We start from the raw sequence: 24,957 nt of genomic DNA, 5'->3' as shown, positions 1-24,957 counted from the left end.
GGGCCGACGATCCGGGGCGAAGCGGGCCGCGATCCAGCCAGGCGCCCCCGAGCGCGGAACGGCGTGTGCTCGACTGCTATCTCGCGCCCTTCGCCGTCTTCCTCGGCGATGCGCAGTTGACCGAGATCGTCGTCAACCGACCCGGCGAACTCTTCGTGGAGGGCCCGGCGGGCTGGTGCCGCCACGACGCACCGGCCCTGACCGAGGACCATTTAAGCCACCTCGCGCTCGCGGCTGCCGCGTTCACGAAGCAGGACATCTCGCCCGATCAGCCGATCGTCTCCACCGTGCTGCCGGGCGGCGAGCGCTGCCAGATCGTTGTTCCGCCTGCCGTGCCGCACGGCACCCTCAGCCTGACCATTCGAAAGGTGGCGCGCTCCATCCTAACGCTCGAGGCCTTCGAGCGCGAGAACCTCTTCGCGGATGTCCGCCGATCGGACGGAGCCCTGTCCGAAGCCGAGTGCGAACTGGTGGGCCTGCAGGAAGCCGGCGCCTGGCGCCTCTTCCTGGAGCGGGCGGTTCAGGCCCGACGCAACATCCTGATCTCCGGCGCGACCGGTTCCGGCAAGACGACCCTGGCCAAGGGTCTGGTCGGCTGCATTCCGGCCGACGAGCGCATCCTCACGATCGAGGACACGCCGGAACTGAGCGTGCCGCACGCCAACCACGTCCGTCTCCTCTACGCGAAGGACGGACACGGGCTCGCCCGGACCGGACCGCGCGAGCTGTTGGAGGCGTGCCTGCGCATGCGACCCGACCGCATCCTGCTGCAGGAGCTGCGCGACGGGACGGCCTTCTACTATCTGCGCAACGTCAATTCCGGCCATCCCGGCTCGATCACGACGATCCACGCCGATTCCGCCACCCTGGCGTTCGAGCAGCTCACCCTCCTCGTCAAGGAGAGTGCGGAGGGGCGGGACCTGGCCCGCCGCGATATCCGGCATCTCCTGCACCACTCGATTGACATCGTGGTGCAGATGGCCCGCCAGGGCGGACGCTACAGGATTTCGGAGGTCTATTATGACCCGCTCGCCAAGCGTCGGCCTCCCGCTTAGCCCGAGCCTCGGCTGGCCTGCCAGGATCGGGCTGTCGATGGTGGCGCTCGGCCTCCTGGCGGCCGTCTACCTGTTCGTCGCCTCGAATGTGCTCCTGCTCGGTCTGCGGGTCCACGACGGCGGCCTGCACTGGATGTCGGTGATCGAGTACGGCACGCTTTACGGACACGATCCGCGGGTGGCGCGCTGGATGCGCCTGAGCCTGCTCGGTACCGGGCTGGTCTTTCTGTTCGGGCTCGGCGCCGCCGTCCGCGTCCGCCCGCCGCCGCTGCACGGGCGGGCGCGCTTCGCGACTGAACGAGAGATCCGGGCGGACGGCCTGCGCGCCGGGAGCGGCCTGCTGCTCGGCGCAAAGGATGGGCGCTACCTGTGCTTCGGCGGCACCGAACACGTGATCGGTTACGCCCCCACCCGCTCCGGTAAGGGCGTCGGGCTCGTGATCCCGAACCTGCTCAACTGGCCGGACTCCGTCGTCTGCCTCGACGTGAAGCGCGAGAATTGGGAGCGCACGGCGGGCTTTCGCGCCGCGCACGGGCAGGAGGTCTACCTGTTCGATCCCTTCGACGAGGAGGGCCGCACCGCGCGGTACAATCCGCTTTCTGTCGTGCGCCGGGACTCCGGTGACCGCTACGACGACCTGCAGCGCATCGCGACCATGCTGTTTCCGGCCGAGACCGGGACCGATCCGTTCTGGCACCAGTCGGCGCGGGCCGCCTTCATCGCGATCGGCGGCTACGTCGCCGAGACGCCCGGCTTGCCGCTGACCATCGGCGAGGTGCTGCGACAGCTGTCCGCAGCCGCCGATTTGAAGGCACATTTTGCCAAAGCGATAGCCGAGCGCCGAGCGGGGCCCGATCGCCTCTCGCCGCGCTGCGTTCAGGCACTCAACGATTTCCTGGCGGCCTCGGACAACACCTTCCAATCCGTTCGTAAGACCGTCACGGCCCGCCTCGAATTGTGGTTCAATCCACGGGTGGATCGGGCGACCGCGGCATCGAGCTTCGACCTGCAAGCGCTGCGCACCCGACCGATCTCGATCTACTTGGCGGTCTCGCCGGATAATCTCGAACGCTTGAGCCCTCTGCTCAACCTCTTTTTTCAGCAGGTGGTGGACCTGAACACGCGCGAACTGCCGGAGCAGAATCCGACCCTGCGCCGGCAGGTTTTGCTGCTGCTCGACGAGTTCCCCACGCTCGGCAACGTCGCCGTGCTCGCGCGCGGCGTCGCCTTCCTGGCAGGTTACGGCTTGCGCCTCCTGACCATCCTGCAGAGTCCGTCGCAGTTGCGGGCGATCTACGGGCCGGACGTCGCGCGGAACATCATGACGAACCATGCCGTCGAAGTCGTTTTCACCCCGAAGGACCAAGAGGTCGCCAACGAACTCTCCGAGCGCTTCGGCTACGATACCGTCGAGGGACGAAGCCGCAGCCGTCCGTCGGGTCTGCTCGGATCCGGCAGCCGAGGATACAGCGAGACCCTCTCCGAACAGAAACGGGCGCTGCTCCTGCCCCAGGAGCTCAAGCTCGTGTCTCAGGACAAGTGCTTCATCCTAAAGGCGGGCCTTCGACCGATCCTGGCCGACAAGATCCGCTATTTCACGGATCGACGCTTTCAGGCGAGGCTTCACCCACCTCCGCGAATCCGGATACACCCCTCGCCCGGCGACAGTGACGCGCGATGGCAGGCGCTCTCGGATGAAGTCGACAGCTTACGAACGGAATTGGGAGCGATCACGCGGACGCTCTCGGCTCCGCAGCCCGTGAGCGATGACGAGATTCACGATCCGTCGCGCATCCCGGAGGACGCGGTCTTCAACTTCGGCGATGTCGAGGTGGATTTGGCCGGTCTGTCGGAAGACGAGATTCGGAACTGGACGATCGCGCATATCGACCGGCAGGTCGCCGCCTCGCCGCGAACCGCGGCCTTGCCGGGCTGACGCGGAGACAGCACCATGGCTGAAGAGAGCGACAGTGGGCCGAACCGGCGGCGTGCCCGAACGCGGCCGATGGAGGCCGACACCATCGAGCGGAGGAATCGAGACCCTGCCGGCCTGCTCGGAGCCACGAACGACCGGAGTGACGTGACAGCGGATGCGGCCGTACGGGAGGACGGGAACAACGCCGCGCCGCTCCCTGCGCGCGTCGCCCGGAAGTATTACATCACACCGACGGCCCATGGCACGGACGAGCGGCGCGCTTATGCCGACGAGCGCGGCGAATACCTCGTGTTCAAGGATGAGGGCCATCGTCTTTCGACACGACGGCACGAGACCGCGGTCGTTCGCGACCTCGTCGCGATCGCCCGGCACCGGGATTGGACGGCTCTGCATGTAACCGGGTCCGCGGCGTTTCGCCGAGAGATCTGGCTCGAGGCGCACGGGCGCGGATTGGATGTCACGGGCTACGCGCCGTCGCCACTGGACCGCGAAGTGCTCGCCCGACAGGACGCGCGACGGTCGAAGGACGGCCGAAACGACCCGGCACGCCGTCCATCGAGTCAGCATGGAGCGGAGCGAACCGGTGCAGCCGCTGCGAACGATGGACGAGAACCCACCCGGTCATCCGAAAACGGAACGCCCGATCGGCTCGCACACAGTCCGAGCCTCGGAGCAGACCGGCCCCCAGACGATGCATTCCAGCGTCGTCGGCGGAGTCATGCCGAAGCGGAAGGTCGGATTCGCAGTCTGTCGGCCGCCCCGACGGTCGCAGATCCGAGCCTTGCCGCAGCGCATTCGCAGATCGCGGTGCTCGACCGCGCCGTGCGTCGGGCATTCCCGGACGATCCAACCATGCGGGACACAGTGCTCCGCGCCGCCCGCGAACGCGTGGCGTTTCATGTCGCCGAAGGGCGAGCGTTGCACCGAGCATCGTACAGAATGCCGACCGGCGAGAAAGCGTGGAAAACAGAACGGTCGGGGGATATGGACAAAGCTCAAATGGGCGGCAAGATCGAGCGATTTCGGGACATGAAAGAAAGATAATTTTCATATTTCGATAAAATAGAGGTCCCACATCGGCCATTCTCTGCACACGCCGATACCGATAGACGCCGTCGCCACCCTCCTCCACCCTCGCGCAACCGGCCGCTTGCGGCTCAAGCGGCCGTCCGGCGAACCATGGACGGACAGACAACCTCGCTGAGGTACGAGCGACGATGCCCCAGAACAAGCTCGTGTCCTGCCCATCGGTACGGAGAGAGTTTCACCGGCCCCGCAATGAAGGGACTTGTAAGGACAAGAGTGAATATTTTAAAAATGGCGCCGCCGAGCTAATTTAATCGCAAAGAGTTCCGTAGAGCAGGCTCAAACTGATATACAGATCGCCAACCTCGTGTCGTTGGTCTGATCGGCCGGGCATACGCGGACGCCCATGATCCCGTCGATCTCTGCGGCAAGGCTTCAGCCGGACTTGCTTGGCATCGATTGGTCGCTGCCACTCATGTCCCGGGCCCGGGGCGCCGAAAGGCGGCGGGGCGAGGTAAGTTTGGACAGGACGCATCTTTGGTCAGGCCCTCAAAAGCGAGTGGTGAGGTCGGTGAGCCAGGATGGCGAAGCATTCACCAGCGCAGTCTCGATCGTCTTGTCGTAGCCCGCGAGGATCACGGCCCCGCTCACCATCAAGATCAGGCCCAGCGCGGCCTTCAGCCCCTTGCCGGCGCTCATCATGCGGTCGCGCCAGCGCATGAGAACCTCCCGCGACAGGGTGCCGAGAAGCAGCAGCGGCAGCGCCGCACCGACACCGAACAGGAACATCGTCAGGCCGACGCTTAAGAGGTCTTGGCCCTGAGAGGCCAGGAGCGAGGCGGCGCCCAGCGTCGGGCCGACGCAAGGGCTCCAGACCGCGCCCAGCAGCAGGCCGACCCCGAACTGGCCGACGAGACCGGCGGTCGAGAAGCCGCCGAACCGGGTCTCGGTCCAGTCGCTCATTGGACCGGCCGCCACTGCCAGCCGTGTCTGCACGGCCGGTAGCATCAGCACGAGGCCGACCAGTACCAGCAGGACCGCGGCGACGGTGCGAAACACGTCGGTGTCGAGTCCGATGGCGAAGCCGACCGTGGCGACGAACAGGCCGATCACGACGAACGAAAGCGCGAGACCTGCGGCCAGCGCCGCGGGGCCCAGGCGGTGCTCGGAAGCTGCCGCGCCGAGCACCAGGGGCAGGAGCGGCAGCACGCACGGGGACAGGACGGAGAGGATGCCGGCGAGGAAGGCAAGGCCAAGGGTGGCGACCATCGGTTTCGCCTCAGAGCACCTTTTCCAAGAGTCCCTCGATCCATTCGGGCTGGGTCTCGCCGACGGAGCGCCCGACCTCCGTCTCGCCCTTGAACGCGATCAACGTGCTTTGCATGCGGGCGTTGAGCGCCTTGAGAGCCGGCTTCTGGCTATCGAAATCGACGTCGAACACCTGCAAGTCCTTGAACCGCGGGTCGGCCCCGAGCTTCGCCAGGATGGGCTTCTGCGTCTTGCAGATCGGGCACCAGGGCGCGCTGATCTCGACCAGGATGGGCTTGCCGGCCTTCTGCGCGGCGGCCAGGGCTTCCGGCGTGTACGGGAGGAAGTCGGCGGCCTGGGCCGGGGCGAGCCCGAACGGCGCCGCCGCGAGGAGGGCGAGGAGGGTACGGCGGATCATCGAGGCGAGCCTTCGGGATAGAGGATGATGGTCGTCATTGGCCGACGGTCGACTTCGGGCGTGCGGCCCATCGCGCGTCAGGGCGTGACACGGCTGTGTCATGGCCGTCCTGCCAGCCCTCTATGCCCTGCGGGAACCAGTGGACTTTCCGGTAACCCAGGGCGACGAGGCGCTTGCCGAGGTTCCAACTGCCCCAGCAGTCGGGGTGGCAGTAGGTGACGATGGGCCTTTCGAGGTCGCCCCCGGTGAGATCGGCGACCCGTGCCTTGAGGGCGTCCTGGGCGACCGCGTCGAGGTCGCCTTCACCCGAGCCCGGCAGCCACGTGCTTCCTGCGATGTTGCGGTGGATGGGGAACCACAGGCGGCCCGGAGGCAGGCCAGCGGGCTTCCGGTCGATCTCTGAGACGTCGAGAAGCACCGGCTTATGGTCCTCGATCAGCTTGGCGACTTCGCCGGCATCGACGACGGTGGCCCCTGCGAGGGTCTGTGGCGTGTAGCCGTGCAGCGCCCCCTGCCAGTAGCCGTCCGGCTCCCGCACGCCGACGGGCGAGTCGGCGGGCGCTGCGGCGATCAGGAACACCGCTGCCGCAGCCACGACGGGAAGGTGGAGCACGGGTCGCATCAGTTGCTTGCCGAACGGACCGGGAAGCTTTTCTCCCAGTGACCACCCTGGTTGTCCGTAGCGGTGACCTTCATCGGGCCGGCGCCGTCAGGCAGGTAGCCGAAGTTGATGACGGGGTTCGCCGAGATCGAGATGTCCCCGTCCATCGTGAAGACGCTCTTGTCGCCGTAGCTGACGATGATCTTCTGGATGTAGCGGGCCGGGGTGTATTCGCGCGTCACTTGGTTCATCTGCATGCCCGAGAAGTTCGGGTGGCGGATCATCAGGGTCGCCTGGACGGGCTTGCCCGGCTGCATCTCGCCGAACTTCATGCGCATGTCGCCCATGCCCTGCATCGCCTCCTCGTCGCTCATGCCCATCGGCGCCGAGCAGCCGCCGGACGCCTTCACGTACTCCGTGGCCTCCTGGAACGTGCCGTCCTTCATCTTCGCGACGGCGTGGACGTCGGTGTAGTTGTTGACGCGCACGCGGAGCTTCAGCTCGTTGGGGTCCGCCGCCGGGCCGAAGACGAAGTGGGCGGCGTACGGCGTCGGGTTGTCGTCGATGATGAGCGACAGCTCCGCGACGTTGTCCTTGTCGGGCACGGTCAGGGTGATCGGCACCAGGGAGGCGTCATCCGCCCGCTTCGGGGCATCGATCTTCACCGCCTTGCCCCCGGACTGGATCTTGGCGTCGCCGAAGATCTGCTGCTTGATCTCGCCCCAGCGCTCGGCGCGTTGGTCGCCGGAGTCGCCCGCCGCGGCATGGGCCGATCCGGCGGCGACCAAGATGGGCAGGGTCAGGCCCGCCACCAGGGCGGTCGTCCGGCGCGATGATGCCATGGCGTTTGCTCCTCCGTTGTCGTCATGCCTGCCGTTCGCAGGTCCGATTGAGGAGACGATAGCCCTTATCCGGCCAGGCGTCGGTGACCTGGGTCACGCAAGTCGGCAGCCGCTGACGATTCTCTCAGGAACCGAGGCGGCGGCGGGGTCAGGGAGAGGTCGCCTCGCAGGGCGGTCGGGGTTCGGACGCCGACGGCGTAGGTCTTCGTGCGGCGAGGTGCGCTGGGACGGCTTGGATTTGCGTTCCGGTGATCGGCTTATGGGACCTCGCGGGAAATGGTATGCCGGCGAGGCCGAACGAGCCGGTGACTTCAGTTAACACCGGCCTGGAGCGGCGGGAGAATCTTCCAAGAACGACCGGGCGGTCATGCATCGCGCCGGCGGCAGGCGGACGTCACACATGCCGGACAACCATCAGGTCGAGCGCTGGATCGAGCGCTTCCCCCTCATCAAGGGCTTCTCCGCCGCTCATCTGCAGATCGCGCGCGGCACGGTGCACTTCCCCGTCCTCGAAGCCGGGGCCGTTGCATACGAGCTCGATGGCGCCTGCGCGAACTACCTCATGTGCATCGACGGTCGGACCCGCGTGTTCCGGATGTCGGAGGGCGGGCGCGAGGTGCTGATCTACAAAGTCGGCGCGGGCGGGACATGCGTGCTCACCACCCAGTGCCTGTTGGCCGGCGGGGGCTTCCCTGCCGAGAGCATCGCGGAGGAGCGCACCGAACTGGCGGCGATCCCGGCCTCGACGTTCCAGCAGTTGATGGCGGAGAGCCCGGAGTTTCGAAGCTTCGTCCTCGACGACTATTCCAGGCTCATGGCGAGCATGTTCACGCTGATCGAGGAGGTGGCTTTCGCGCCGCTGGAGCAAAGGCTTGCCCGCCGGCTCTTCACGGAGGCCGGCCCCGACGGCGTGGTCCACAAGACCCACCAGCAACTCGCCGCCGACGTGGGCAGCGTCCGCGAGGTCGTCAGCCGCATCCTGGCGCAATGGGCCGAGGCCGGTCTCGTGATCCTGCGGCGCGGTCAGGTCGAGATCGCCGACCGCGCGGCCCTGGCCTCCAACCGCCTGCATTAGCAGTCGGTGCCCGGCTTCCCGAGCACCATCATGGTGCGGCGGGATGGTCCCTTCAGCGCGATGCTCGCTCCTAACGGGCAGGCTGATGAGGGCTATTCAATCTCCGTCTTGGCAATGCAGCGGGAGGCCGCCGAACTGGCCATCCGCGTCTACCTTGACGGGACGAGCAGGGGCTCCACGCTGGCGTTCGCGTGAGCTTGGGTCTGTCCCGACGATCTTCGAGCAACCGTACTCAAGCCAGGCGAGATTCGCAGGTATGATCTGTGATGCACCGACGGCGACGCAGATTGCCTTCACGTGTCGAGGATAGATCTGCCGACATAAACCGAGCTAACGATTCTTCTCGGTCGATCGCGGATCTGCGTCGATGATGAGCGGTGTTTCGGCGCCTCGGTCGATCCGGGCGGCCTTCGCCAGATCGGCGAGTTCGCCCAGCAGCGCGTGCCGCTGCAGGCTCGGCTCCGGCATGTTCGAGAGGAATGCAGTGATGCGGTCCGCCAACGCCCGGTCCGAGGGTTCGCTGGATTGCGCAAGTTCCGTCGCGGTCGCGCGATACTGGCCCCGAATGGCGACCTGCCGCTCGGCCGTTCGCGTTTCCCAGGGTCGCTCTGACGCCCCCTCCCCGCGCGCTTCGCGCACGATCGCCTCGCGGGCAAGGCGATCGACCCGCGGGACGACACCGCGCTCGCGGATCGCGCGCACCGCACCGTGCTCGGCCTTGCGGACGCGACCCCGGGCTCGACGCGGCGTGGCTTCCGCTGCCACGCCGCGCAGACGCAACTCCTCGGCGAACCGCTCACGCCAGTGATGCAAGTCGGCCTTGCGCGGATTGAGACGACGGCCATCGTAGCCGAGCGCGCGCACGGTCAAATGGACATGGGGATGCGCCTCGTCGTCATGCTGCACGAACGCGAAATCATGCCGACCTTCAAACGCGTCCAGGGCGAAGGCCCGCACCGCATCGCGAACTTTCGTTGGATCGGTCCCCGGCGGCATCGATAGGATCATATTAACGGACACGGTTCCGTCGCTGCGACGACGGTTGTCGAGAGCGACATCGTCGATCCAACGGGCTTGCAAATCGCCCAAGCCCTCGCGGCCCGTCAGAACGATGCCCTCCTCCGTTTCCGCGGGGAGCCGACCGTCCCGCGTGATGTAGGCGAGATGAGAAAGGAGATGTTGCGCTCCCTTGGTCCGTCCCGTGATCTTCACCATCACTTCCGGGACCCGCGCGACGATCCGCTCGAGACGCGCGCGATCCGTGCGGACCAAGCCCCCCTGCCCCGTCGAGGGAGCCACGGGGTCAAAGGGCTGCTTCCGCGGGCGCCGGGCCGGCGTCCGCCAGACATAGGAGAGAGCCGTCTCCGTTTCCCCGACGATCCCGCGCACCGGCAGCGCGTCCCTCTCGGTGTTCATACCGGCACCTGCCAGGAGCCGGCGCTGCGTGCCAACACTTGGCGCAGTTCGCTCGTTGCCTCGCCGACGACGCCGCGCGTTTCTTCCAGCACCGCCGGATCGAACGTGACAGGTTCGCCGGTTTGTGCGGCGAGATTCGCCGCGCGCGCGATCTGATTGATGCCGCCGCCGATCCGGTGGAGTTCCCGCGCGATGGCGCGCAAGGCCTCCTCTTCTCCGCGATTCAAGGGAAGGCCGAGGCCGAGACGGGCGCGCACCAGCGCGGCGATCCAGCCAGTCCGTGTCATCCCCCGAGCGGTCGCCGCATCGGTGATGGCAGCCCGTTCGCTGCGGCGGAACCGGACCGTGACCTTGTCGGACGCGCCCGCGGCGAGCGGCCGGACCGGGTCGGGCGCCTGATCGGTCACCGTGCAGACGAGCCTGCGCAGCAGCGCGGACTGCCCCCCTTCCCGCTGCGCCCGCGCGGTGAACCGCGCCTTAAGCTCGTCTGAGACTTGGACACCGATGAAAGCCAAGCGACCTCGCTTTAAAAATGGCTGGCGCCAAGCCTATCCTGCACTCCTCTTCACCCTCGCTCAAGCGTTGGTTTGAACCAACAGTGGTGCCGGCAAGCGTGCCGTATGAGGAACGACGTTCGGGCTCAAGGAAGGCGAGACAGGGTCGCGAAGCCAAACGGTCAACAGCTGTCGGCTTGGCGGCGGCGCATCAGCCGCCCGTTCAGGCGGACATCCGACTCGCGTGTGCCGGACCTCGGAAAGGCGGGGCCACGCCCATGAGCAGATTTGGCGAGGGGCGTGGCTGGGCTGAGCCGTTCCCACGGGATGGAAGTGTTCCGATCGGTGCGGCTCGGCTCATCACCGAAAACGCCGACGAGACAGGTACCGCAGACGGTGCTCCGCACCGCACGACCGGATCGCAAAGAGGCCGACTCTGCTCGTGACAACGGATTCGCGCGTCGCACCGGCGTTGCGAGGAACACGATGCAGGGAAAGATGCGGGCACTGCGTATGAGGGTACCACAGCGCCTTGTGGGATCGGCGGCGAGCCGAGAGGTCTCGATCGCGGGACCCGCAGCCTCATCTCGTCCCAACGCGGCGGAGAGAGGCCTCGGCGCCCCCTCCCCGCCCCTCGAGCGTTAAGGCCGCTCGGCCGTCCGTGTGGCTCGGGAGGCCTCTACCCGTGCCGCGAGCGCTGCCGCAAGTTCGGCCTCGAGCATCGCGCGCTCCTGCCGCGTCAGGATCGAGCCCGCGAGTTCCGCGCGCAAGTCCGAGATGTGGTCGATGATGGACATGATGGGCTCCTCGTCGGGAAGACGAAGAGACCGCACCAGGCCGTGTCGAAGTGGGTCAGGGATCGCGAAGCGACCGGCGGAGCCGGCGAGGGGGGGAGCCGAAATGCGTCAGCATTTTGGGGGCACCGCTCGTCCTTGAGCCGGTTCGATCCGTGCCGGTACGATAGGACGGCTGAGCAGACAGCCCCGTTTCCGGAGGGATCGCCCGCTTCGCCTTCCCGATCACAGAGGGGAAACAGGATGGCACGAAGCCTGACGCGTCGGCCTCGCTCTGCGAGCCCGGACTCGTCCCCTGTCGGTCGACGAAGCGAGTCGGTGCCCCGTGTCGTGCGCGAAGGATCGTAACCGCGTCAGCGGCCGAAACGCGCCGGTTGGCGTGGTTCGGGGTGCGGCCGCAGGGCGCGCCTAGAGCCTGACCGTTCGGCGCGAGCCGGACGGTCGCGCCCGTCTTGACCCGTCTCGACCATGCGACCGGCGTCAGGCTGCGCCGGACCACTTGCGATGGTCCTAATCAACGCCATGGCTTCACTCGGCCTCGGCCACCGAACGGATGAGGAGGAGAGCGGCCCTCCGACTGACCCAGACATCGTGCGCCTCGGTCAAGTCGGCCGCGAGCTGCGCGGACAGTGTATCGTAATGCGCCAGCCACCGGGCAGCGATCGGCGTGTCGAGGGCGCGCACCGTGCGCTCGAGGCCTTGAACTTCGCGGGTGAGGGAGATCGCGTTCGTCCCTCGGCCGCTCGCGAGGGAAGCTTCGACCGCGATGACCGACGGACGATCCCCGTCGGCCACGTCGGGCGCCGCCCTCTCCTCCCCCGAAACCGGCCGACCTTGGCTCGCGTCGACGGCGCGCTCCGGCGTCGCTGGTGGTAACGGGCTGGGTGGAGAGGCCGGCTTGCGCAAATCCTGAGCGATGCGCCGCGCCTGAGCGTCGGTGAACGCGTCTTGGCTTCGCACGATGCGCTCGACCGCCTCGGGATGGTCGCGCCAAGCCTGAAACAGCTCGTAGACGGCTCGGATCGGCGATGTCGCCAGCTTGTCCCGCAGGCTATCCGGCATCTTCGCGACGGCGGCGTAGCGCGAGACCCAATCCTTTGGCTTGCCCAGGCGTTCGGCGATGGCCGAGGTCCGGTCACCGGCCCGAAGTCGCCCGGTCACGAAAGCGGCGATTTCCAGAGGCTTGAGGTCGTCGCGCTGAACGTTCTCGACCAGTTGCAGATAGGCGTCCGGGGTCTGCGCGGCCTCAACGACGGCGCGGATGCGGTCCCGCCCGGCCAAACGCGAGGCACGGTAGCGGCGGGCCCCGAAAATGATGACGTGCTTGCCCGCAGCGTTCTTCGGCCGGACGCTGATCGCCTGGATGACGCCGAACCGCGCGATCGAGGCGGCGAGCTCGCGCAACGCGTCGTCGTCGAACAGGGTCCGGGGCTGATCCGGATCCTCGATGATCTCATCGAGAGGAATCTCGACGGGGCGTCCCCCTCCCCCACTCTGCGCGATGTCGGCGAGCGACGTGAAGCTCAGATCAAGCGCCATGGTGTTTCGCCCTCAACCGGACAGCACGTTCTGCACGCGGTCGAGCACGCCGCGGATTTCGCGTCCCGCCTCCTGCGCCGAGCGCTTCTTGAGACGCCAGACCGGGATTTTCTCGGCAACGGCTTCGGCGTAGCCGTCGCGATCGGTGATGTGCCCGGGAAACACGTATTTGCCCGCCTCGCGCAGCAGCTGCTCGAGATGAGCGCGCTGGCGCGGAGACTTCGAGTTGAATTTCGACGGCAGCAGGCCGAGGAACTGCAAGTCGGGACGATGGTAGCGTTGCTGCACGCCGATCACGGTCTGCAACAGGCTCTTCACGCCCTGCAGCGAGTAGTCCTCGAGGTAGATCGGCGAGAGCACGTGGGTCGCGGCGACCAGGGCCGCGAGGTTGCGCAGCCCCATCGAGGGCGGCGTATCGATCACGCACAGATCGAAGCCGGAGGCCGCAGCTGCCAAGTTCTCCCGAAAGACCCCCACGCTTTTCGAATCTGCCCGCTCGACGTCGAGCAGCGCCGGCTCGGCCGGCACCAGCGTCATCGCCATCTCGTCGGGCGCGCAGGGGCGAGGGCTCGGCACCTGCCCGACCTCGAACAGCCGGGCGGCGCTCGTGGTGCCGGCCATCGACGCGAGGGTGGCCGATGCGTTCGACTGCGCATCGAGGTCGAGGAACAACACGCGGCGACCGCGCTCGGAGAAGTGCCAAGCCACGTGAACGGCAATGGTGGTCTTGCCCACCCCACCCTTCTGGTTGTTGACGACGAGCACGTTCATCGCTGGCTCTGGTCGTTTCCCATTTTCGCCGCACCGTACCGGTTGCATCCGGTGTAGCGAGGCTTGGCGCCCAGAGCAAAGCTGCGACATCCGTGCTGACCGTGAGGCCGGCGCTCGACTTCGGCCGAATGTCCCGGCCCGCAGCACGATGGACCCAGCCGCGGTGACGTCCGATCGCGGGGCGTCGGATGGGGAGGGGACGAGCGAACACAGCCCCGTCCGCACGGGGTGTTTCTTTCGAGACGGAGAGGACCTCATCCCGCTTCGAGCCCGGATCGGCCGACGGTCTCGATAGAGACATCTCGGCTTTCTCGAGGATGGTTCGACGGCGGCAGATCATCGAGCCAGCACGCACGCTCCGAGTCACGCTCACACCGTCGTCCCGACCGAGCAACCCAGATGCGACGGCACGTTTTCGAAGGGTGCCGAGAAGTATGAGATCGAGATCGATCGGTTGTGCGACAAAAGCAGTTTGGGGAGACCGTCGCCCCGATCGGCTGAAGAACTCAAGACAGCGGCGGTTGCGAGGTGCTGTCGTCCTCCGGCAATGCTGCAAGCCGCGTGGTGGCCGACCTCAGCCGATGCGCCCGATAGGCGCCGTCCGCGAACCACAGCTCGATCTGTGCGGGATCGAGCGTGTCGATGAAGGCGGAGGTCGGAACCGGACAGCCCGAAGCTCGAATCGCATGGATGTTGTGCTGAGTGCGCCGGATCCGTTTGGCCATCGGCAGTTCCGGACCATGCCGGAAAAGCAGGTCCTTTGGCCAAGTCGGCATGGTCCCCCTCCCCCAGCAGCACGCCCGCTTCGGCTCGACGCAATCCCGCAGGCTTCGATCACCCTTCGGACGAAGGCGCCGAACGGATCAGCACATCTTCGCACCTCTGTCGTCAGGTCGAAAGGCGGGATCCATCGGCGGCATCGAGGGCAGGAGGGCCTCCGATCTGAACAGTGTGAAGCAGCCGATCGGTGAAGAACGGCGACCATCGGCGGAAGTCAGGTCTCTGGGCCGGACATCCGATCACCGATGGTGGCGCGCGTCCGGCCCCGCCTGCCTCCGCTCAGGACCGACGTGAGCGACGTTCGGCCTTGCCGGTTTCCGCCTTCGTGCTCGTCCCGCGGCGCGCAGGCTTGGCCGTCCGCGGGCGGCTCCAGATCAGGGAGAAGACCCCGGTGTCAGTATCCTCGATCAGGTTGGCGAAGATTGGGGCAGGAAAGCTCGGATCATCGAGACGGATCTGATGATAGGCGCGGCCGCTCTCCTTGGCCGTCTTTGCCCAAGCGGCGCCCAACTCGATCTCCCCCGCATAGAGGCGATAGGCTGGGGCTCCGACCCGATCGCTGTTCACGGGTTCGAGCTGCGCCGGCGTGTCGAGGGTCAGCGTGCGGATGGACCCGTGGAGAAAGCCGTCCTGCGCCGGGGTGAAAGTGCCGATGGTGGCCATGGTGTCGCTCCCGAAGGATGTTGATCGAGGCGCTCCGCGGACCTCCGCGGCCTCGATGGCGACCGAAAGGGCAGGGGCCGTTCGCGCCGCAGTCCAGGGCCGCGCGGCGGCGCGGCCCGCAGGCCCGGAACGGATGTGGAGGACGCGCAGCGCCCGCCTCTTTTGCTTCGCGATGCAAAGGCCGCAGGCCGGCGGAAAAGAGGCGGGGGAGGCGCGTTGCGGTCGAGCGGACGGAGGCGGAACGCCGGCCCTGGCCAGACCAAGCCGATCGATGGGGCCGCAGAGGGCGTCGGAGCCCGCGCCACACCGTCGAACCCAACCATCCCGCCGACCGACGCATACGGACGACGGTGTTGTCCGATTCCATCGACCGGTGCGAGCACCGCTCCGCTCGGCGCCACGATGTCGTCCTGGCCCGAGGCTGGTCGTGTATCGGCTCCAACAAACGCGAGCAGTGAGATCGAAGGGCCCCCCCGGAACGGAGAGCACCCGGACACACCGGAGTGTCCGGAGGCCGACGCGAATCAATCTTCCCCTGCCCTACCGGAGAGAGGGAACCGATCGGCTTCAGGAGACGGCCGCGGTCATCCCGTACGAGCCCGATGCCGGCTGACGATGCGCGGGACCGTGACCGCCGCGCTTCCGTCTTCCCCGCAACGGCCGGGGCGTAGGCGGAACGCACCGTCTCGCGCCGGATCGACCGAGTTGGGTCGTCTCAGCTGCAGCCTGGATCGTGGAACGAGGCTTCCGTCACGCGTTGTTTCGAAGAAGCCCGGACCGAGGCACACGCCGTTCCGCGCCCCGATCCGGTACCGTCAGGCACGATCAGGGCGCGGAGGCCTCGGTCGCGCCCGCCTGCTCGCGCTGGAACGCTGCGAAGAGCTCCGGAAGGCGCGCGACGAGGAAATCACCGAAGGCAGGATGACGTGTCTCATCGATGATCAGGCCCACGCTCGTCGGCGTCCGCTCGATGCGTGCGAGGCCGCGAGCATCCGTCGCTCGCTCGACAGCCGCAGGTTTCGCGGCCGGCGCAACAGGTGGGGCAGGCGACGGAACGGGCTTCACGGCTTCGAACACCCGCACGAACCGAAGGTCGGAGGGGAGGGCGGCGAATGGGTCTTCGGCGACGATTTCGGTTGCGCGCGCCTGCATGTCCGGGCTGGCGAGGCGATCCGCCAAGCTCATCCATCGGCGCCGCCCCGCTTTCGGGGCAGGACCGATCGCCGCGACCACGAAATCCGGCACCGCGCGTCGCACGGCGATCAGGCGCGACAGCTCGGTCTTGTCGACGAGAAGGGCGGCCATGATCACGTCGCGGCCATGCCCGAGCCGTTCCAGCGTCAGTGCGAAGGCGGCGCGCTCGATGAAGCTGAGATCTTCCCGCGCGTTGTTCTCCTGCCCCTGGGCGACGACGAGTTCGGCATCGGTGAGCGTCCGGACCAAGGCACGGACGGGGCGGCCTAAGGCGGCCGCGGCGCGCAGCCGGCGATGACCGAAGGCGACCTGATAACGGCCCCGCACCGCGGGATGCGGTCGAACCAGGATCGGGGTCTGCTGACCCTGGGCTCGGATCACCTCGATGAAGCGGGCTTCGCTCGGGGTGTCGAGGACCGGCAACCGATCCGGAGCCGGTGACGGATCGACGAGACCTGGGTCGAGATCGACCGCAACGGTGCCGGACTTGAGCTGGTCTTCCGCGACGCGGGCCGACACGACCTCCGAGGTCAGGCGCTCGAGCGAGCGGCCCATGGCGCCGACGGCACCGCGCCCGGCAAAACTGGGAACGAGGGGGGAGGGGACACGGTCGGAACGATCCCGTGTCCCTTCGGTCTCCGAAGAGTTGACCGCGGTCAACTCGGTCAGTGGGGCCGGCTCGACCGGGTCGAGAAGGCCGGCGAGAAGATTCTTGCGAGCCATCGGATCAGCGTCCCCACGCCGTGCGGATCAGGGCCTCGATCTCGCCGTTGACCGCGTCCAGGCTCTCGACCGCCCGATCATAGGTCGCGCGCGTGAACTGGTCGCGACTGACCTCGAACAGCGTCTGCTTGGTGATGCCGGCATCCGAGACCGCCGTGCTCTTCAGCATCGCGTTCGTCAGCACGCGCTCGCCGAACAACGTCCGCATGAACGCGACCATCTGGGTCTGCGGTCCGTCGGTCGGCTCGTAGCGGGTGACGAGGTAGCGCATCCAATCGTAGTTCATGTCGCCGCCGGCCTTGGCGACGACCCCGAGCATCTCGGAGGTCATCAGCAGGAACTGGCACATCGACATGACGTCGAGCATCTGCGGATGCACGGTGACGAGCACACTGGTGGCCGCGCACAGCGCCGAGAGCGTCAGGTAGCCAAGTTGCGGCGGGCAATCGACCACGACCACGTCGTAGCGCGGGGCGACCGGCGCGAGGGCCTGCGCGAAGCGGGTGAAGAACAGGGAATTCTCGTCGCTGCGCCGTTGGAGGAGGGCGCGCGGGGTCTCGTGCTCGAACTCCATCAGTTCGAGATTGCCCGGCACGAGGTCGAGACCGGGAAAGTAGGTCTCTTGGATGACGTCGGCCAAGGGACGGCGTGCCTCGTCGTAGCGGATCGCCGCGTAGAGGGTTTCGTTGTCCCGTACGTCGAATTCGGGCTGGATTCCATGAAGCGCCGACAGGCTCGCCTGCGGGTCGAGATCGACGGCGAGCACGCGGTAGCCCTGCAGCGCCATGTGCTGAGCGAGGTGGGCCGCCGTCGTCGTCTTACCCGAGCCGCCCTTGAAGTTCACCACGGCGATGACTTGGAGATGCTCCTCGTCCCGGCGATTCTTCCGGTAGCGCCGGCCGGTCTTGGCCCCCTCGTCGAGAACGCTGCGCAGGGCCTGGATGTCCGCGCTCGAGTACGAGCGCCGTCCGGAGGGCCCGATCTCCGGAGCGGGCCCCTTCCCGTCGAGCGACAGGCGCCGCAGGTAGCCGTCATCGACGCCGATCAGGCGAGCGGCTTCGCCGGACGAGAAGCGCCGCAGCTGCTTCCGGGCCTTCGGCGGAAACAGGCGCTGGCGGTGGGACTGCAGTTTTGCCGACAGCGCTTGGGCGTCGCCGGCGATCAGATCATGCATCGCCATGATGGCTGGGACCGAAGAGGGTGAGGCGGCGAGCGCCGCGGTGCTGGCCACGGTTTCGATCTCCTGTCACGATTTGAACGGCTGTGCACGCTGCTACACCGTGAGAAGAGCACGCGAAAGGTTACCGGAACGTTGACGCACACGAGGGGCCCTTCTGCATCGCGCCGACCGACATCCCGGCCGGTCGCCATCGTGACCGAGTTGACCGCGGTCAACCGGTCTGTCGGCGCTCGGCGCCAGCCGCCCCGTGCCGCAGCCGCCACAGGGCGAGGAGCATCGGCCATGCGGAAAATCCGCCTGAGCGCGCCTTCTGCGTCAGGGCGCGCAGGTAACCACCCGGTGCATTGATCATGGCGGCGCGCTGGAGGATCGCCGCCAGCACCACCAGCGCCGGGTCTCGGCCCATCGCGGCGACGGCGGCCTCCCAGGCACTCGAGCTGATCCCGAGGGAGGGACGCACGATCTCGGCGACCGTCGCGAGATCGGCCCAGCTCCTGATGCCGTCGCGGGCGTACAGAACGATGTCCGGACACGCTTCGAGCACCATGGGCAAGGGGAGGGGACGCTGATCGGCCCGCACTCTGTCCGAGTCGGATCGCTCGGTCGCCGCCGGGCTTCTTCGGAAGCATCGTTCAGATTCTAGAGCAGGGTCTGGTTTTGAATTCTGATGATGGCGCTCATTCTGAGACTCATTGGCGTGCGTTTTCGTGAAATCCGTTGCCTCAGACAGCCACTTATCCACGTCCCCACGAAGCATGCGCAGTGCCTCGGCGGCCGGCTGCAGCGCTGCAGCGGAGGCGGCGCGTCCCGGCATGCCGCCGAGTTCCGTGAACCGATCCGCTAGGGCCGACCATGGACCCGGCCAATCGGCTTCGACGGCGGCCGCGAGGGTCTTGACGATGTCCCGGCGCAGCAGGGCGATCTCTTCGCGCAGCAGCGTGCGCAAGCGCGCCTCCGCTCTCACCTCCTGTGCGAGGCCGGCGAGTTCCGCGGCCCGGACCAGAAGCGGCGTCAGATCGAAACCGAAGGCCTGCGCGATGCCGCCATCGGTGTCGCGGCGCGCGTAGCGCTTGCCGTTCGGGCTATCGCGCCGGATCACCAAGCCGACCTCGACGAGTTGCGCCAAGGCCCGCCGCAAGGTCGCCGGGGAGGGGCCGTGCGCCCGTAGGGACAGCTCGCGGTTCGAGGGGAAAACCACAGTTTCCGTGCCGGACGTCAGCGTGGTCTCGGGATGAAACGTGAGCAGGGCGCTCAGAACGGCGAGCGCACGGTCCGACACGCCGAGACGATCCTTCGCTTCGGTGACGTCGCGGAAGATGCGCCATTTGTGCCCAACCGCCTCCTCGGGGCAGGCCTTGGCCGCCGCCTGCGCGGCCATCATGGCGAGCGAGAGCGGCCGCCGCCCGAAGGGCGTCGTGGGTTGAGATCCGGGATGCATGGTCCTCGCCTGCGTTGAGGCAAGAGATCAGCGCCCGCCGAGGCGAAAGCCACGTCGCACGCGCTTGACAGCGATGTCCGGGAGTGATTCTCTGAGGTTGTCCAGACGACAGAGAGGGCTTCCGGGGCGATTGTCTCGGGGGCCTTTTCTTTTGCCGAGTTGCTCCGTTCGGAATGGAAGGGGTGACTCCGCGTCAGCCCCACACGATGGGCGCAGCTGACGAGGGGTTCGGTGAGGCTGAGACGTCAGGTTGGCCTCGGCGCGGTCTCGCGCGGCGGTTCAGCCATGCGCGGCCTCGGCTGAGGACAACAGGTCTCCTCCCGTCTCGTGACCGGACGGATCCGTGGCGCGCGGGGGCTTGCGGGGCCGCGGCGCCGCGCGCGCGCGACGGGGCAGGCTCCCGGCAACGGCGACGAAGGCGCGTCGCAGTTCGGCCGGCTCGGAATGGCGCAGCACCAGACCCTCGGTGGTCATTGCCACATTGGCTTCCGGGTAGGCGTCGAGCGTGCGCTTGATCGACTCCGAGAAGGCCTGCTTGAACCGCGAGGCGAATTCGGAGGAGCCGAACTGCGCCATCAGATCGCGCCAGGTCAGCAGCTCGCTCTCGCCGCGCGACAGCAGCGGCAGCCGGTAGCAGAGGTAGACCAGGATATCGATCGCCATGGCGTTGTGGGCGACCTGGCGCAACCGGGCGGTCGGCACCGGGATCGAGTGGCGCGTGAAGCGATCGTAGGCGTTCTGGCTGAGCATCAGGGCTTCCGGCCACCGCATGGCGCTGTGCCCGCCCGAGGCCCAGACCTCGAGATCGTCGTCCTTGAAGGCGCCGCCTTCGATCAGGCTCTCACGCTTGAAGACGTGTCCGCCGTCATCCCCGTTCAGGAACATCGTGAAGATAGGAAAGCTCAGTCGCACCAACTGGTCCTTGGTCGGGCCGATCGACCCCCGCTCGCCGCCCGTGACCGGCAAGCCGACCGCCTGCAGCCATTCGGTGATCCGTCCCATCTCCATCCAGCGGTCGCCGGCGCTGCGCCGCGGGTCGCGCGCTTCCGTGGCCAACCACATGGACAGGAGCCGAGCCTTGGGCCCGAACGGCACGCCGACTTCGATCTGGCGTCCGTTCGGCAGGACGAACCGAGCCGGCTCGACGGTAAGCGAGAAGCGGCCGTCGCGTCGGTTCCACGGTTCCATCGTGTTCTTGGGGCGCCGCAGCGGAAGCCCGGCGATGCAGAAGCCTTTGTGGAGGAACGAGACGTCCATACGGCCATCGAGGGCCGGACCGACGCCCTGCCGCGTCCCGACCGTCCCCCCGTCAGGACGCAGAAGGCTCTGCTCCCACAGGCTCAACTGACGGGTTTCTGCGGCGTTCATGGCCGGTCCTACTCTCCTTGACGTCACACGCACGGCAACCTGGAGGCTATCAGGCGGGAGTCGCCGGTCCGGCGCAACGACCGGGTTTCCAAATCTCAGCGCCACGAACGGGATTCTTTACAAAACTCAGCGCCGCCGCGCCGAGTCCGGGAACCGGTGGGCCCCTTCGCCGTCCCCCCGTCGCCCCTGGAGTGCGAAAAATCAGCGTCTCCCGGAGCTCCGCTGGCAAAAGTCAGCGTGTCGTACCCCATTTCACGTCACCGAGCGGCCAGTGAGCCTGCGGTATCGAGCACCGACGGCCCCGCGACGCTGAGTTTTGTAAGCCCGCGTTGCCTGCGACTCTCCCCCGACGGCGCGAGGCGGTCGGCGTAGCGCTGATTTTTTCCACCGCCGACGCAACTGCGCTGAGTTTTGTAAACGGACGCGTCGGCGGATGGCAGAGCCGAACCGCCGACGCGGTGGGCCTCACGTCTCCATTAGTTGGAAGCGGCGGACCCAGGATGCCCTGAGCCCAGGCCTTGTCCGCCAAGCTCACCGAGATACCGTTTCCCGGAAACACCATCACGGCGATCGGGAGAGCGTCCAGGAGCGCATCGTTGCGTTTGAACGGCGCGCGCTTCCGATGGCGGGTCCAATCCGGCTTGAGCACGACCTGCGGCACCTGCCGCTGGCGCGCCCAGAGGGCCGCGATGTGCTCAGCGCCCCTGGGCGATCCGCCGTGAAGCAGGAGCAAGTCGGGATACTTGGTATGGACGCGGTCGAGTTTGGCCCAGATCGAGCGATGATCGTCGCAGGTCGGGCCACTGGTCAGCGCGCCCCCGGGTCCCATCGGGCATCAGGACCGCGGCCTCCGTGCGCCGCCGCGCCTCCAAAAAGGCACGGCTGTCGATGACGGCGTTGGTCAAACGGGGGCGTGCGACGAGCGAGCCGGTTCGCGGCTGCCACGGGGCGCCAACGAGCGCCGTGTAGTGCCGGCACGTGGCCTCGCGCATCTCTTCGGAACTCTCGCGGCGCGCGATTAGGGCGAGGCCGTGATCGGTGGGCCACTCGAGTTCGACCGAGCGCACCTCCGAAAAATCCTGCTCGGCTTGGCTGCGCCGTTGAGCCTGCTCGTTGTCGTCGAGGTCGCGTTCGATGCGTTCGAGCCTGCGGTGAAACAGGTTGACGGGCGCCCAGAGCAAGTCGGGCAGGTCATCCTCCCGCCGGGTCTCGGCGAGGCCTTCGGGCAGGACGGCGAACAGGCCGGACACGATCGCCTCCAGCGCTTCGGGCGCGGGGAGGGGGCGACGATCCGGCTCGTCCGCGTTCGGGGGGGGCCGAACAGCTGGAGGTTGGTTAGGACCTCGGCCATCGGCGAGGCGAAGGACGCGGTGGGATCCCCGGCGGTATGGTCGTGCACGGCAGGCTCCGGTGCGCGTTCCGGCCGCGGCTTTCACGGGCGCCCCTCGCCGGAGGGGGGAGAGGCCCACACCCGGTTCAGGGCCATAGCGCAGCGGAGGACGCCGCGGTCGAGCCTGCTGGTGTGCGAGGAGGCCCAGCCGGGGAGCAAGCCCGGTCCACGGCGTTGCGGGCCGCGACGGGGGACGCGCCGCCTCCCCCATCCCCTCCGGCCAAGGTCGCTCGCTCTCCGAAGGCCGGCTGCGCGGCCCTCCGGTGGATCGGCCCCCTTGCGACGTCCGGCCCGCTCAAGATGCGATAGGGTCAGCGACGTCGCGGTGGCGCTCCGGAGCCCGGCGCGCTAGCCGGCCGGCCCGGACCGGCACCGAGCATCTGATGCAGCGCCCGCCGCCGCAGGCCCTCGGACCCGAAGCGACAGCCGCGCGGAGATCGGGCGACGCGATGCGACCACGCGTCTCGAGAAGGCCAGCGAGATCATGGGCGGCGGCGATCAGCGCATCGGCCGTCTCTTCGGCGACAGGCGACGAACGGTGAGGGGAGGGGAGGGGACGCGCCACGGCAGGAGGGAGGCCAGCGTGTTCATGGACAGCTCCGAAGATGTGACGGCCGCGTCGCGGTTCTGCTCTCGCGCCCGCCTGTGACCTTCGCGGTCTTCCGGTCCGTCCTCGGCCTCTCCTGCGCGGCGCGATGAGCCGCCCTGCCGCGGCAAACTTCGCGCGAGGGATGAGACGCGCCGCCCATTGCGGGACAGGCGAGCGGCACGCGTGGGGTCAGCGCACGGCCCGCGCCGCAACGGGCCGGCGTCGGCTGAGACGGCAGAAGGCCATGGCGTTACTCGGCCGCTTGCGGCCAGGCTCCGGCGTCCGACGGGGTGCTCGCGTCCGGCTCGGTCAGGAAGGCCGGAAGCGCAAGACCGGTCTCGGCGGCCGAGCCGCGATCGACACCGTCCGGGGCAGGGGAGGGGGCTTCGCCATCGTCCCCAGGCGTGCGCAGCGGCTGCGGCAGCCATCCGGTTCCGGCCACGAGCCGTTCTGCTTCTACGGCCATGTCGGCCTTGCGCAGGTGGTCGATGAGCTGGCCCGCTGCCTCGCCCTTGGCCTGTCGCACCGCGGCGAGAATGCCGGTCTTCGTCGTGCGCCCGAAATCATTCGCGGCCGTCGGCGTGAAACTGCGGGTCATGTCGAGGCCGACCTGCTGGGCGATCCGAACGGCGGGCGTCACGGTGCGGCCGGGCCGATCGTGCGGCAGGATCACGGCATTGAGGCTGAGCGCCGTGCAATACGCAAGGAGGTCGTGCCGGCTGTCGTGATCGAAGCTGCGCAACGCCTTCCAACGGTCCTGGGGCCGAACCGGGAGCTGCTGAGACCCGTCGGCATGCCGCTGCGCGAGCGCGATGGCCGCCGGGTTGTCGGCAAGCCTCGGCGCGGCGCGCGTCAGGGCGATGTGGCGCACCTCGATGTCCAGACATGTCTCGCGCGCGCCGCTCTCCCGGTCGAACGTTTGCAGCGTCAGGGCATGCAGCAGGGCGAGCAACGCGGCGTCGGGATCGCGCGCGAGCGCGTCGCCCAGGCCGAGGGTGCGCCCGCTCGTCAAATCGGACAGAAGCCGATCGGAGATGACGGCACTGCCCTCATCGGCCTCCACGGGGGCAGGGGGGCCGCCGCAGCGGCGCCGAGTGCCGGCACCGGCGATGGCGCCTCCGGCCCGTCCGTCCCAGTTTCGGCCTCACGTGTCCCGGGCTCCGCCGCGCCCGGCTCATCCTCCGGGCGCACGTACCCGCGCTCGACCCGCAGACGACCGGAGGCATCGAGCGACACGAAGGCGCCGGCGTAGGCGACCTGCTCCGGCTCGAAGACCGGCGACCGCTCGTCCAGCGCTTCCAGCATCGCCTCGATTGCTCCGAGACGCTGGTCGGCGGCGGCCGGCAGCTCCTCGGCTGCGGCGTGCTCCGCCTCGATCCCCTCGGCTTCCAGCAGCAGCGCCGCGCGGCTCGCTTGCTCCTCCGGGCTCAGTCCGCTCTCGCCGCGCAACCGGCGCAGGCCGACCGAGTGGCCGTAGGCCAGATCGGACATCGCCTCGACCCAGCGCCAGCCCTCGGCCCGGATGCGCTCGGCGTCCTCGGCCAGACGGTCCGCCGTCAAGCGGTCGAGCAGAGCGATATCTTGGAGCCAGCCGCCGCCATCGTCGGCGGCGAACAGGTCCCGCAGCATCACACCACCCGCCGCCTCGTAGACCGCGAGCCCGACATACTGGGCGCGCTTGTCGGTGCCGTTTACCGCGCTCTCGGTTAACATGCGGCGGGTCGCGTAGGGCTCGCGGGAATTGCTGCGGGCGAGCGCCGACCACACCGCCTCCTGGCGGGCGTGATCGTCGCGGACCGTGAACGCCATCAGCTGCTCGAGGCTGAGGCCGTCCTGCGCGTAGAGGTCGAGCAGCGTCGGGCTGACGCGCGCGAGCTTGAGGCGTTGGGCCACGATCCGGACCGACACGAAGAAGCGGGCGGCGATCGCCTCGTCCCCCAGCCCCTGGTCGTGCAGCGTCCGGAAGGCCCGAAACTGATCGAGCGGATGGAGCGCCACGCGCTGCAGGTTTTCCGCGAGCGAGTCCTCCTCGGCCGTATGGCCGGGGTCGGCCGGCACCACGATGCAGGGCACGCTCGCATGATTGGCGAGGCGCTTGGTCTTCACAAGATGTTCGAGCGCGCGGTAGCGGCGCCCGCCCGCCGGCACCTCGAACAGGCCGGTCTCGGCGCCGGTCGCGTCCCGGACAGGACGGACGGTAAGGCTGGTGAGAAGGCTGAGCCGGGCGATGTCTTCGGCGAGGTCCTCGATCGACTGACCGGCCTGAAGGCGCCGGACGTTCGCCTGGGACAGAACGAGCTTGTCGAATGGAATCGCGCGGGCGGCATGCAGGGTCAGCTTCGTGGTGGGTCGGGCCATGTCGGGTCTCCGCGACGGACGCGGCCGGGAGGACCTCTCGCGATCATCTCACGCCGTCG

The 24,957-nt window shown here is 68.0% G+C and carries 21 protein-coding genes and 1 pseudogene; 4 read left to right on the top strand and 18 right to left on the bottom strand.

The features are described 5' to 3' along the window. Positions 1-65: 65 nt before the first annotated feature. Genes virB11 through BM140_RS25510 form a run of 3 tightly spaced genes read left to right on the top strand, consistent with a single transcriptional unit; the run spans position 66 to position 4,035 of the window. A complete protein-coding gene (gene virB11 / locus BM140_RS18580; protein ID WP_244535491.1) occupies positions 66-1,055 on the top strand; it encodes a P-type DNA transfer ATPase VirB11 in 990 nt (329 codons plus the stop codon). A 37-nt stretch (positions 1,056-1,092) separates the two neighbouring features. Next, a complete protein-coding gene (locus tag BM140_RS18575) occupies positions 1,093-2,991 on the top strand; it encodes a type IV secretory system conjugative DNA transfer family protein (RefSeq protein WP_091949844.1) in 1,899 nt (632 codons plus the stop codon). 15 nt (positions 2,992-3,006) lie between these two features. After that, positions 3,007-4,035 (top strand): LPD7 domain-containing protein, encoded by a 1,029-nt coding sequence (locus tag BM140_RS25510; protein ID WP_131801277.1) that lies wholly within the window; start codon positions 3,007-3,009, stop codon positions 4,033-4,035. Positions 4,036-4,566: 531 nt separating this feature from the next. On the opposite strand, the gene BM140_RS18570 is transcribed toward BM140_RS25510, so the two are convergent. The 4 genes from BM140_RS18570 to BM140_RS18555 are packed head-to-tail and all read right to left on the bottom strand — an operon-like array spanning position 4,567 to position 7,126. Beyond that, entirely contained in the window at positions 4,567-5,286 is a 720-nt protein-coding gene (locus BM140_RS18570) for a cytochrome c biogenesis CcdA family protein (RefSeq protein WP_091949842.1), read from the bottom strand. A 10-nt stretch (positions 5,287-5,296) separates the two neighbouring features. Then, the gene (locus tag BM140_RS18565; protein ID WP_091949840.1) at positions 5,297-5,683 is read right to left on the bottom strand and encodes a thioredoxin family protein; all 387 of its coding nucleotides are present in this window, start codon (positions 5,681-5,683) and stop codon (positions 5,297-5,299) included. Positions 5,684-5,717: 34 nt separating this feature from the next. After that, on the bottom strand, positions 5,718-6,305 hold the full coding sequence (locus BM140_RS18560; protein ID WP_091949838.1) for a rhodanese-like domain-containing protein: 588 nt from the start codon (positions 6,303-6,305) through the stop codon (positions 5,718-5,720). Continuing rightward, complete coding sequence (locus BM140_RS18555; protein ID WP_091949836.1) at positions 6,305-7,126, bottom strand: quinoprotein dehydrogenase-associated SoxYZ-like carrier; 822 nt, start codon at positions 7,124-7,126, stop codon at positions 6,305-6,307. The genes BM140_RS18560 and BM140_RS18555 overlap by 1 nt, the downstream gene beginning before the upstream one ends. 400 nt (positions 7,127-7,526) lie before the next feature. Between BM140_RS18555 and BM140_RS18550 the strand changes: the two genes are divergently transcribed. Further along, on the top strand, positions 7,527-8,201 hold the full coding sequence (locus BM140_RS18550) for a Crp/Fnr family transcriptional regulator (protein ID WP_063987039.1): 675 nt from the start codon (positions 7,527-7,529) through the stop codon (positions 8,199-8,201). A gap of 330 nt (positions 8,202-8,531) precedes the next feature. Here the strand turns inward: BM140_RS18550 and BM140_RS18545 are convergent, their stop codons facing one another. The 14 genes and pseudogenes from BM140_RS18545 to BM140_RS26105 all read right to left on the bottom strand — a co-directional run bounded on the left by BM140_RS18545 (position 8,532) and on the right by BM140_RS26105 (position 24,898). Continuing rightward, positions 8,532-9,617: a relaxase/mobilization nuclease domain-containing protein gene (locus tag BM140_RS18545; RefSeq protein WP_063987038.1), complete on the bottom strand. Its 1,086-nt coding sequence runs from the start codon at positions 9,615-9,617 to the stop codon at positions 8,532-8,534. Next, on the bottom strand, positions 9,614-10,132 hold the full coding sequence (locus BM140_RS18540; RefSeq protein WP_063987037.1) for a plasmid mobilization protein: 519 nt from the start codon (positions 10,130-10,132) through the stop codon (positions 9,614-9,616). The genes BM140_RS18545 and BM140_RS18540 overlap by 4 nt, the downstream gene beginning before the upstream one ends. Positions 10,133-10,752: 620 nt before the next feature. Then, positions 10,753-10,908 carry a hypothetical protein gene (locus BM140_RS25200; protein ID WP_165616493.1) on the bottom strand — a complete coding sequence of 52 codons (156 nt, stop codon included), beginning with the start codon at positions 10,906-10,908 and terminating at the stop codon, positions 10,753-10,755. A 525-nt stretch (positions 10,909-11,433) separates the two neighbouring features. Continuing rightward, positions 11,434-12,444: a ParB/RepB/Spo0J family partition protein gene (locus BM140_RS18535; protein WP_063987036.1), complete on the bottom strand. Its 1,011-nt coding sequence runs from the start codon at positions 12,442-12,444 to the stop codon at positions 11,434-11,436. 12 nt (positions 12,445-12,456) lie between these two features. After that, positions 12,457-13,215 (bottom strand): ParA family protein, encoded by a 759-nt coding sequence (locus tag BM140_RS18530; protein WP_063987035.1) that lies wholly within the window; start codon positions 13,213-13,215, stop codon positions 12,457-12,459. A gap of 506 nt (positions 13,216-13,721) precedes the next feature. Then, positions 13,722-13,940 carry a hypothetical protein gene (locus BM140_RS18525; protein WP_063987034.1) on the bottom strand — a complete coding sequence of 73 codons (219 nt, stop codon included), beginning with the start codon at positions 13,938-13,940 and terminating at the stop codon, positions 13,722-13,724. A gap of 334 nt (positions 13,941-14,274) precedes the next feature. Next, positions 14,275-14,658 (bottom strand): DUF736 domain-containing protein, encoded by a 384-nt coding sequence (locus BM140_RS18520; protein WP_063987032.1) that lies wholly within the window; start codon positions 14,656-14,658, stop codon positions 14,275-14,277. Between the two features lie 825 nt (positions 14,659-15,483). Further along, the gene (gene repB, locus BM140_RS18515) at positions 15,484-16,575 is read right to left on the bottom strand and encodes a plasmid partitioning protein RepB (protein WP_063987031.1); all 1,092 of its coding nucleotides are present in this window, start codon (positions 16,573-16,575) and stop codon (positions 15,484-15,486) included. A 4-nt stretch (positions 16,576-16,579) separates the two neighbouring features. Beyond that, positions 16,580-17,755: a plasmid partitioning protein RepA gene (gene repA / locus BM140_RS18510; protein ID WP_063987078.1), complete on the bottom strand. Its 1,176-nt coding sequence runs from the start codon at positions 17,753-17,755 to the stop codon at positions 16,580-16,582. 211 nt (positions 17,756-17,966) lie between these two features. Beyond that, positions 17,967-19,193: a plasmid replication protein RepC gene (repC, locus tag BM140_RS18505; protein WP_063987030.1), complete on the bottom strand. Its 1,227-nt coding sequence runs from the start codon at positions 19,191-19,193 to the stop codon at positions 17,967-17,969. Positions 19,194-19,472: 279 nt separating this feature from the next. After that, positions 19,473-20,561 carry a replication protein RepA gene (locus tag BM140_RS18500; protein ID WP_091949834.1) on the bottom strand — a complete coding sequence of 363 codons (1,089 nt, stop codon included), beginning with the start codon at positions 20,559-20,561 and terminating at the stop codon, positions 19,473-19,475. Positions 20,562-21,060: 499 nt separating this feature from the next. Next, positions 21,061-21,912 (bottom strand): annotated as a pseudogene (locus tag BM140_RS18495) (DUF2493 domain-containing protein); the annotation flags it as partial. 878 nt (positions 21,913-22,790) lie between these two features. After that, positions 22,791-23,603, bottom strand: a complete 813-nt coding sequence (locus tag BM140_RS26110) for a hypothetical protein (RefSeq protein ID WP_207549480.1) — start codon at positions 23,601-23,603, stop codon at positions 22,791-22,793. Further along, positions 23,549-24,898, bottom strand: coding sequence for a ParB/RepB/Spo0J family partition protein (locus BM140_RS26105; protein ID WP_207549479.1), 1,350 nt, complete (start codon positions 24,896-24,898; stop codon positions 23,549-23,551). The genes BM140_RS26110 and BM140_RS26105 overlap by 55 nt, the downstream gene beginning before the upstream one ends. Positions 24,899-24,957: the final 59 nt, after the last annotated feature.

Origin of the sequence: Methylorubrum salsuginis (genome assembly GCF_900114375.1) — a bacterium.
GTDB lineage: Bacteria > Pseudomonadota > Alphaproteobacteria > Rhizobiales > Beijerinckiaceae > Methylobacterium > Methylobacterium salsuginis.
The sequence above is the reverse complement of the archived record's forward strand: the minus strand, read 5'-3'. Positions and strand labels throughout refer to the sequence as shown.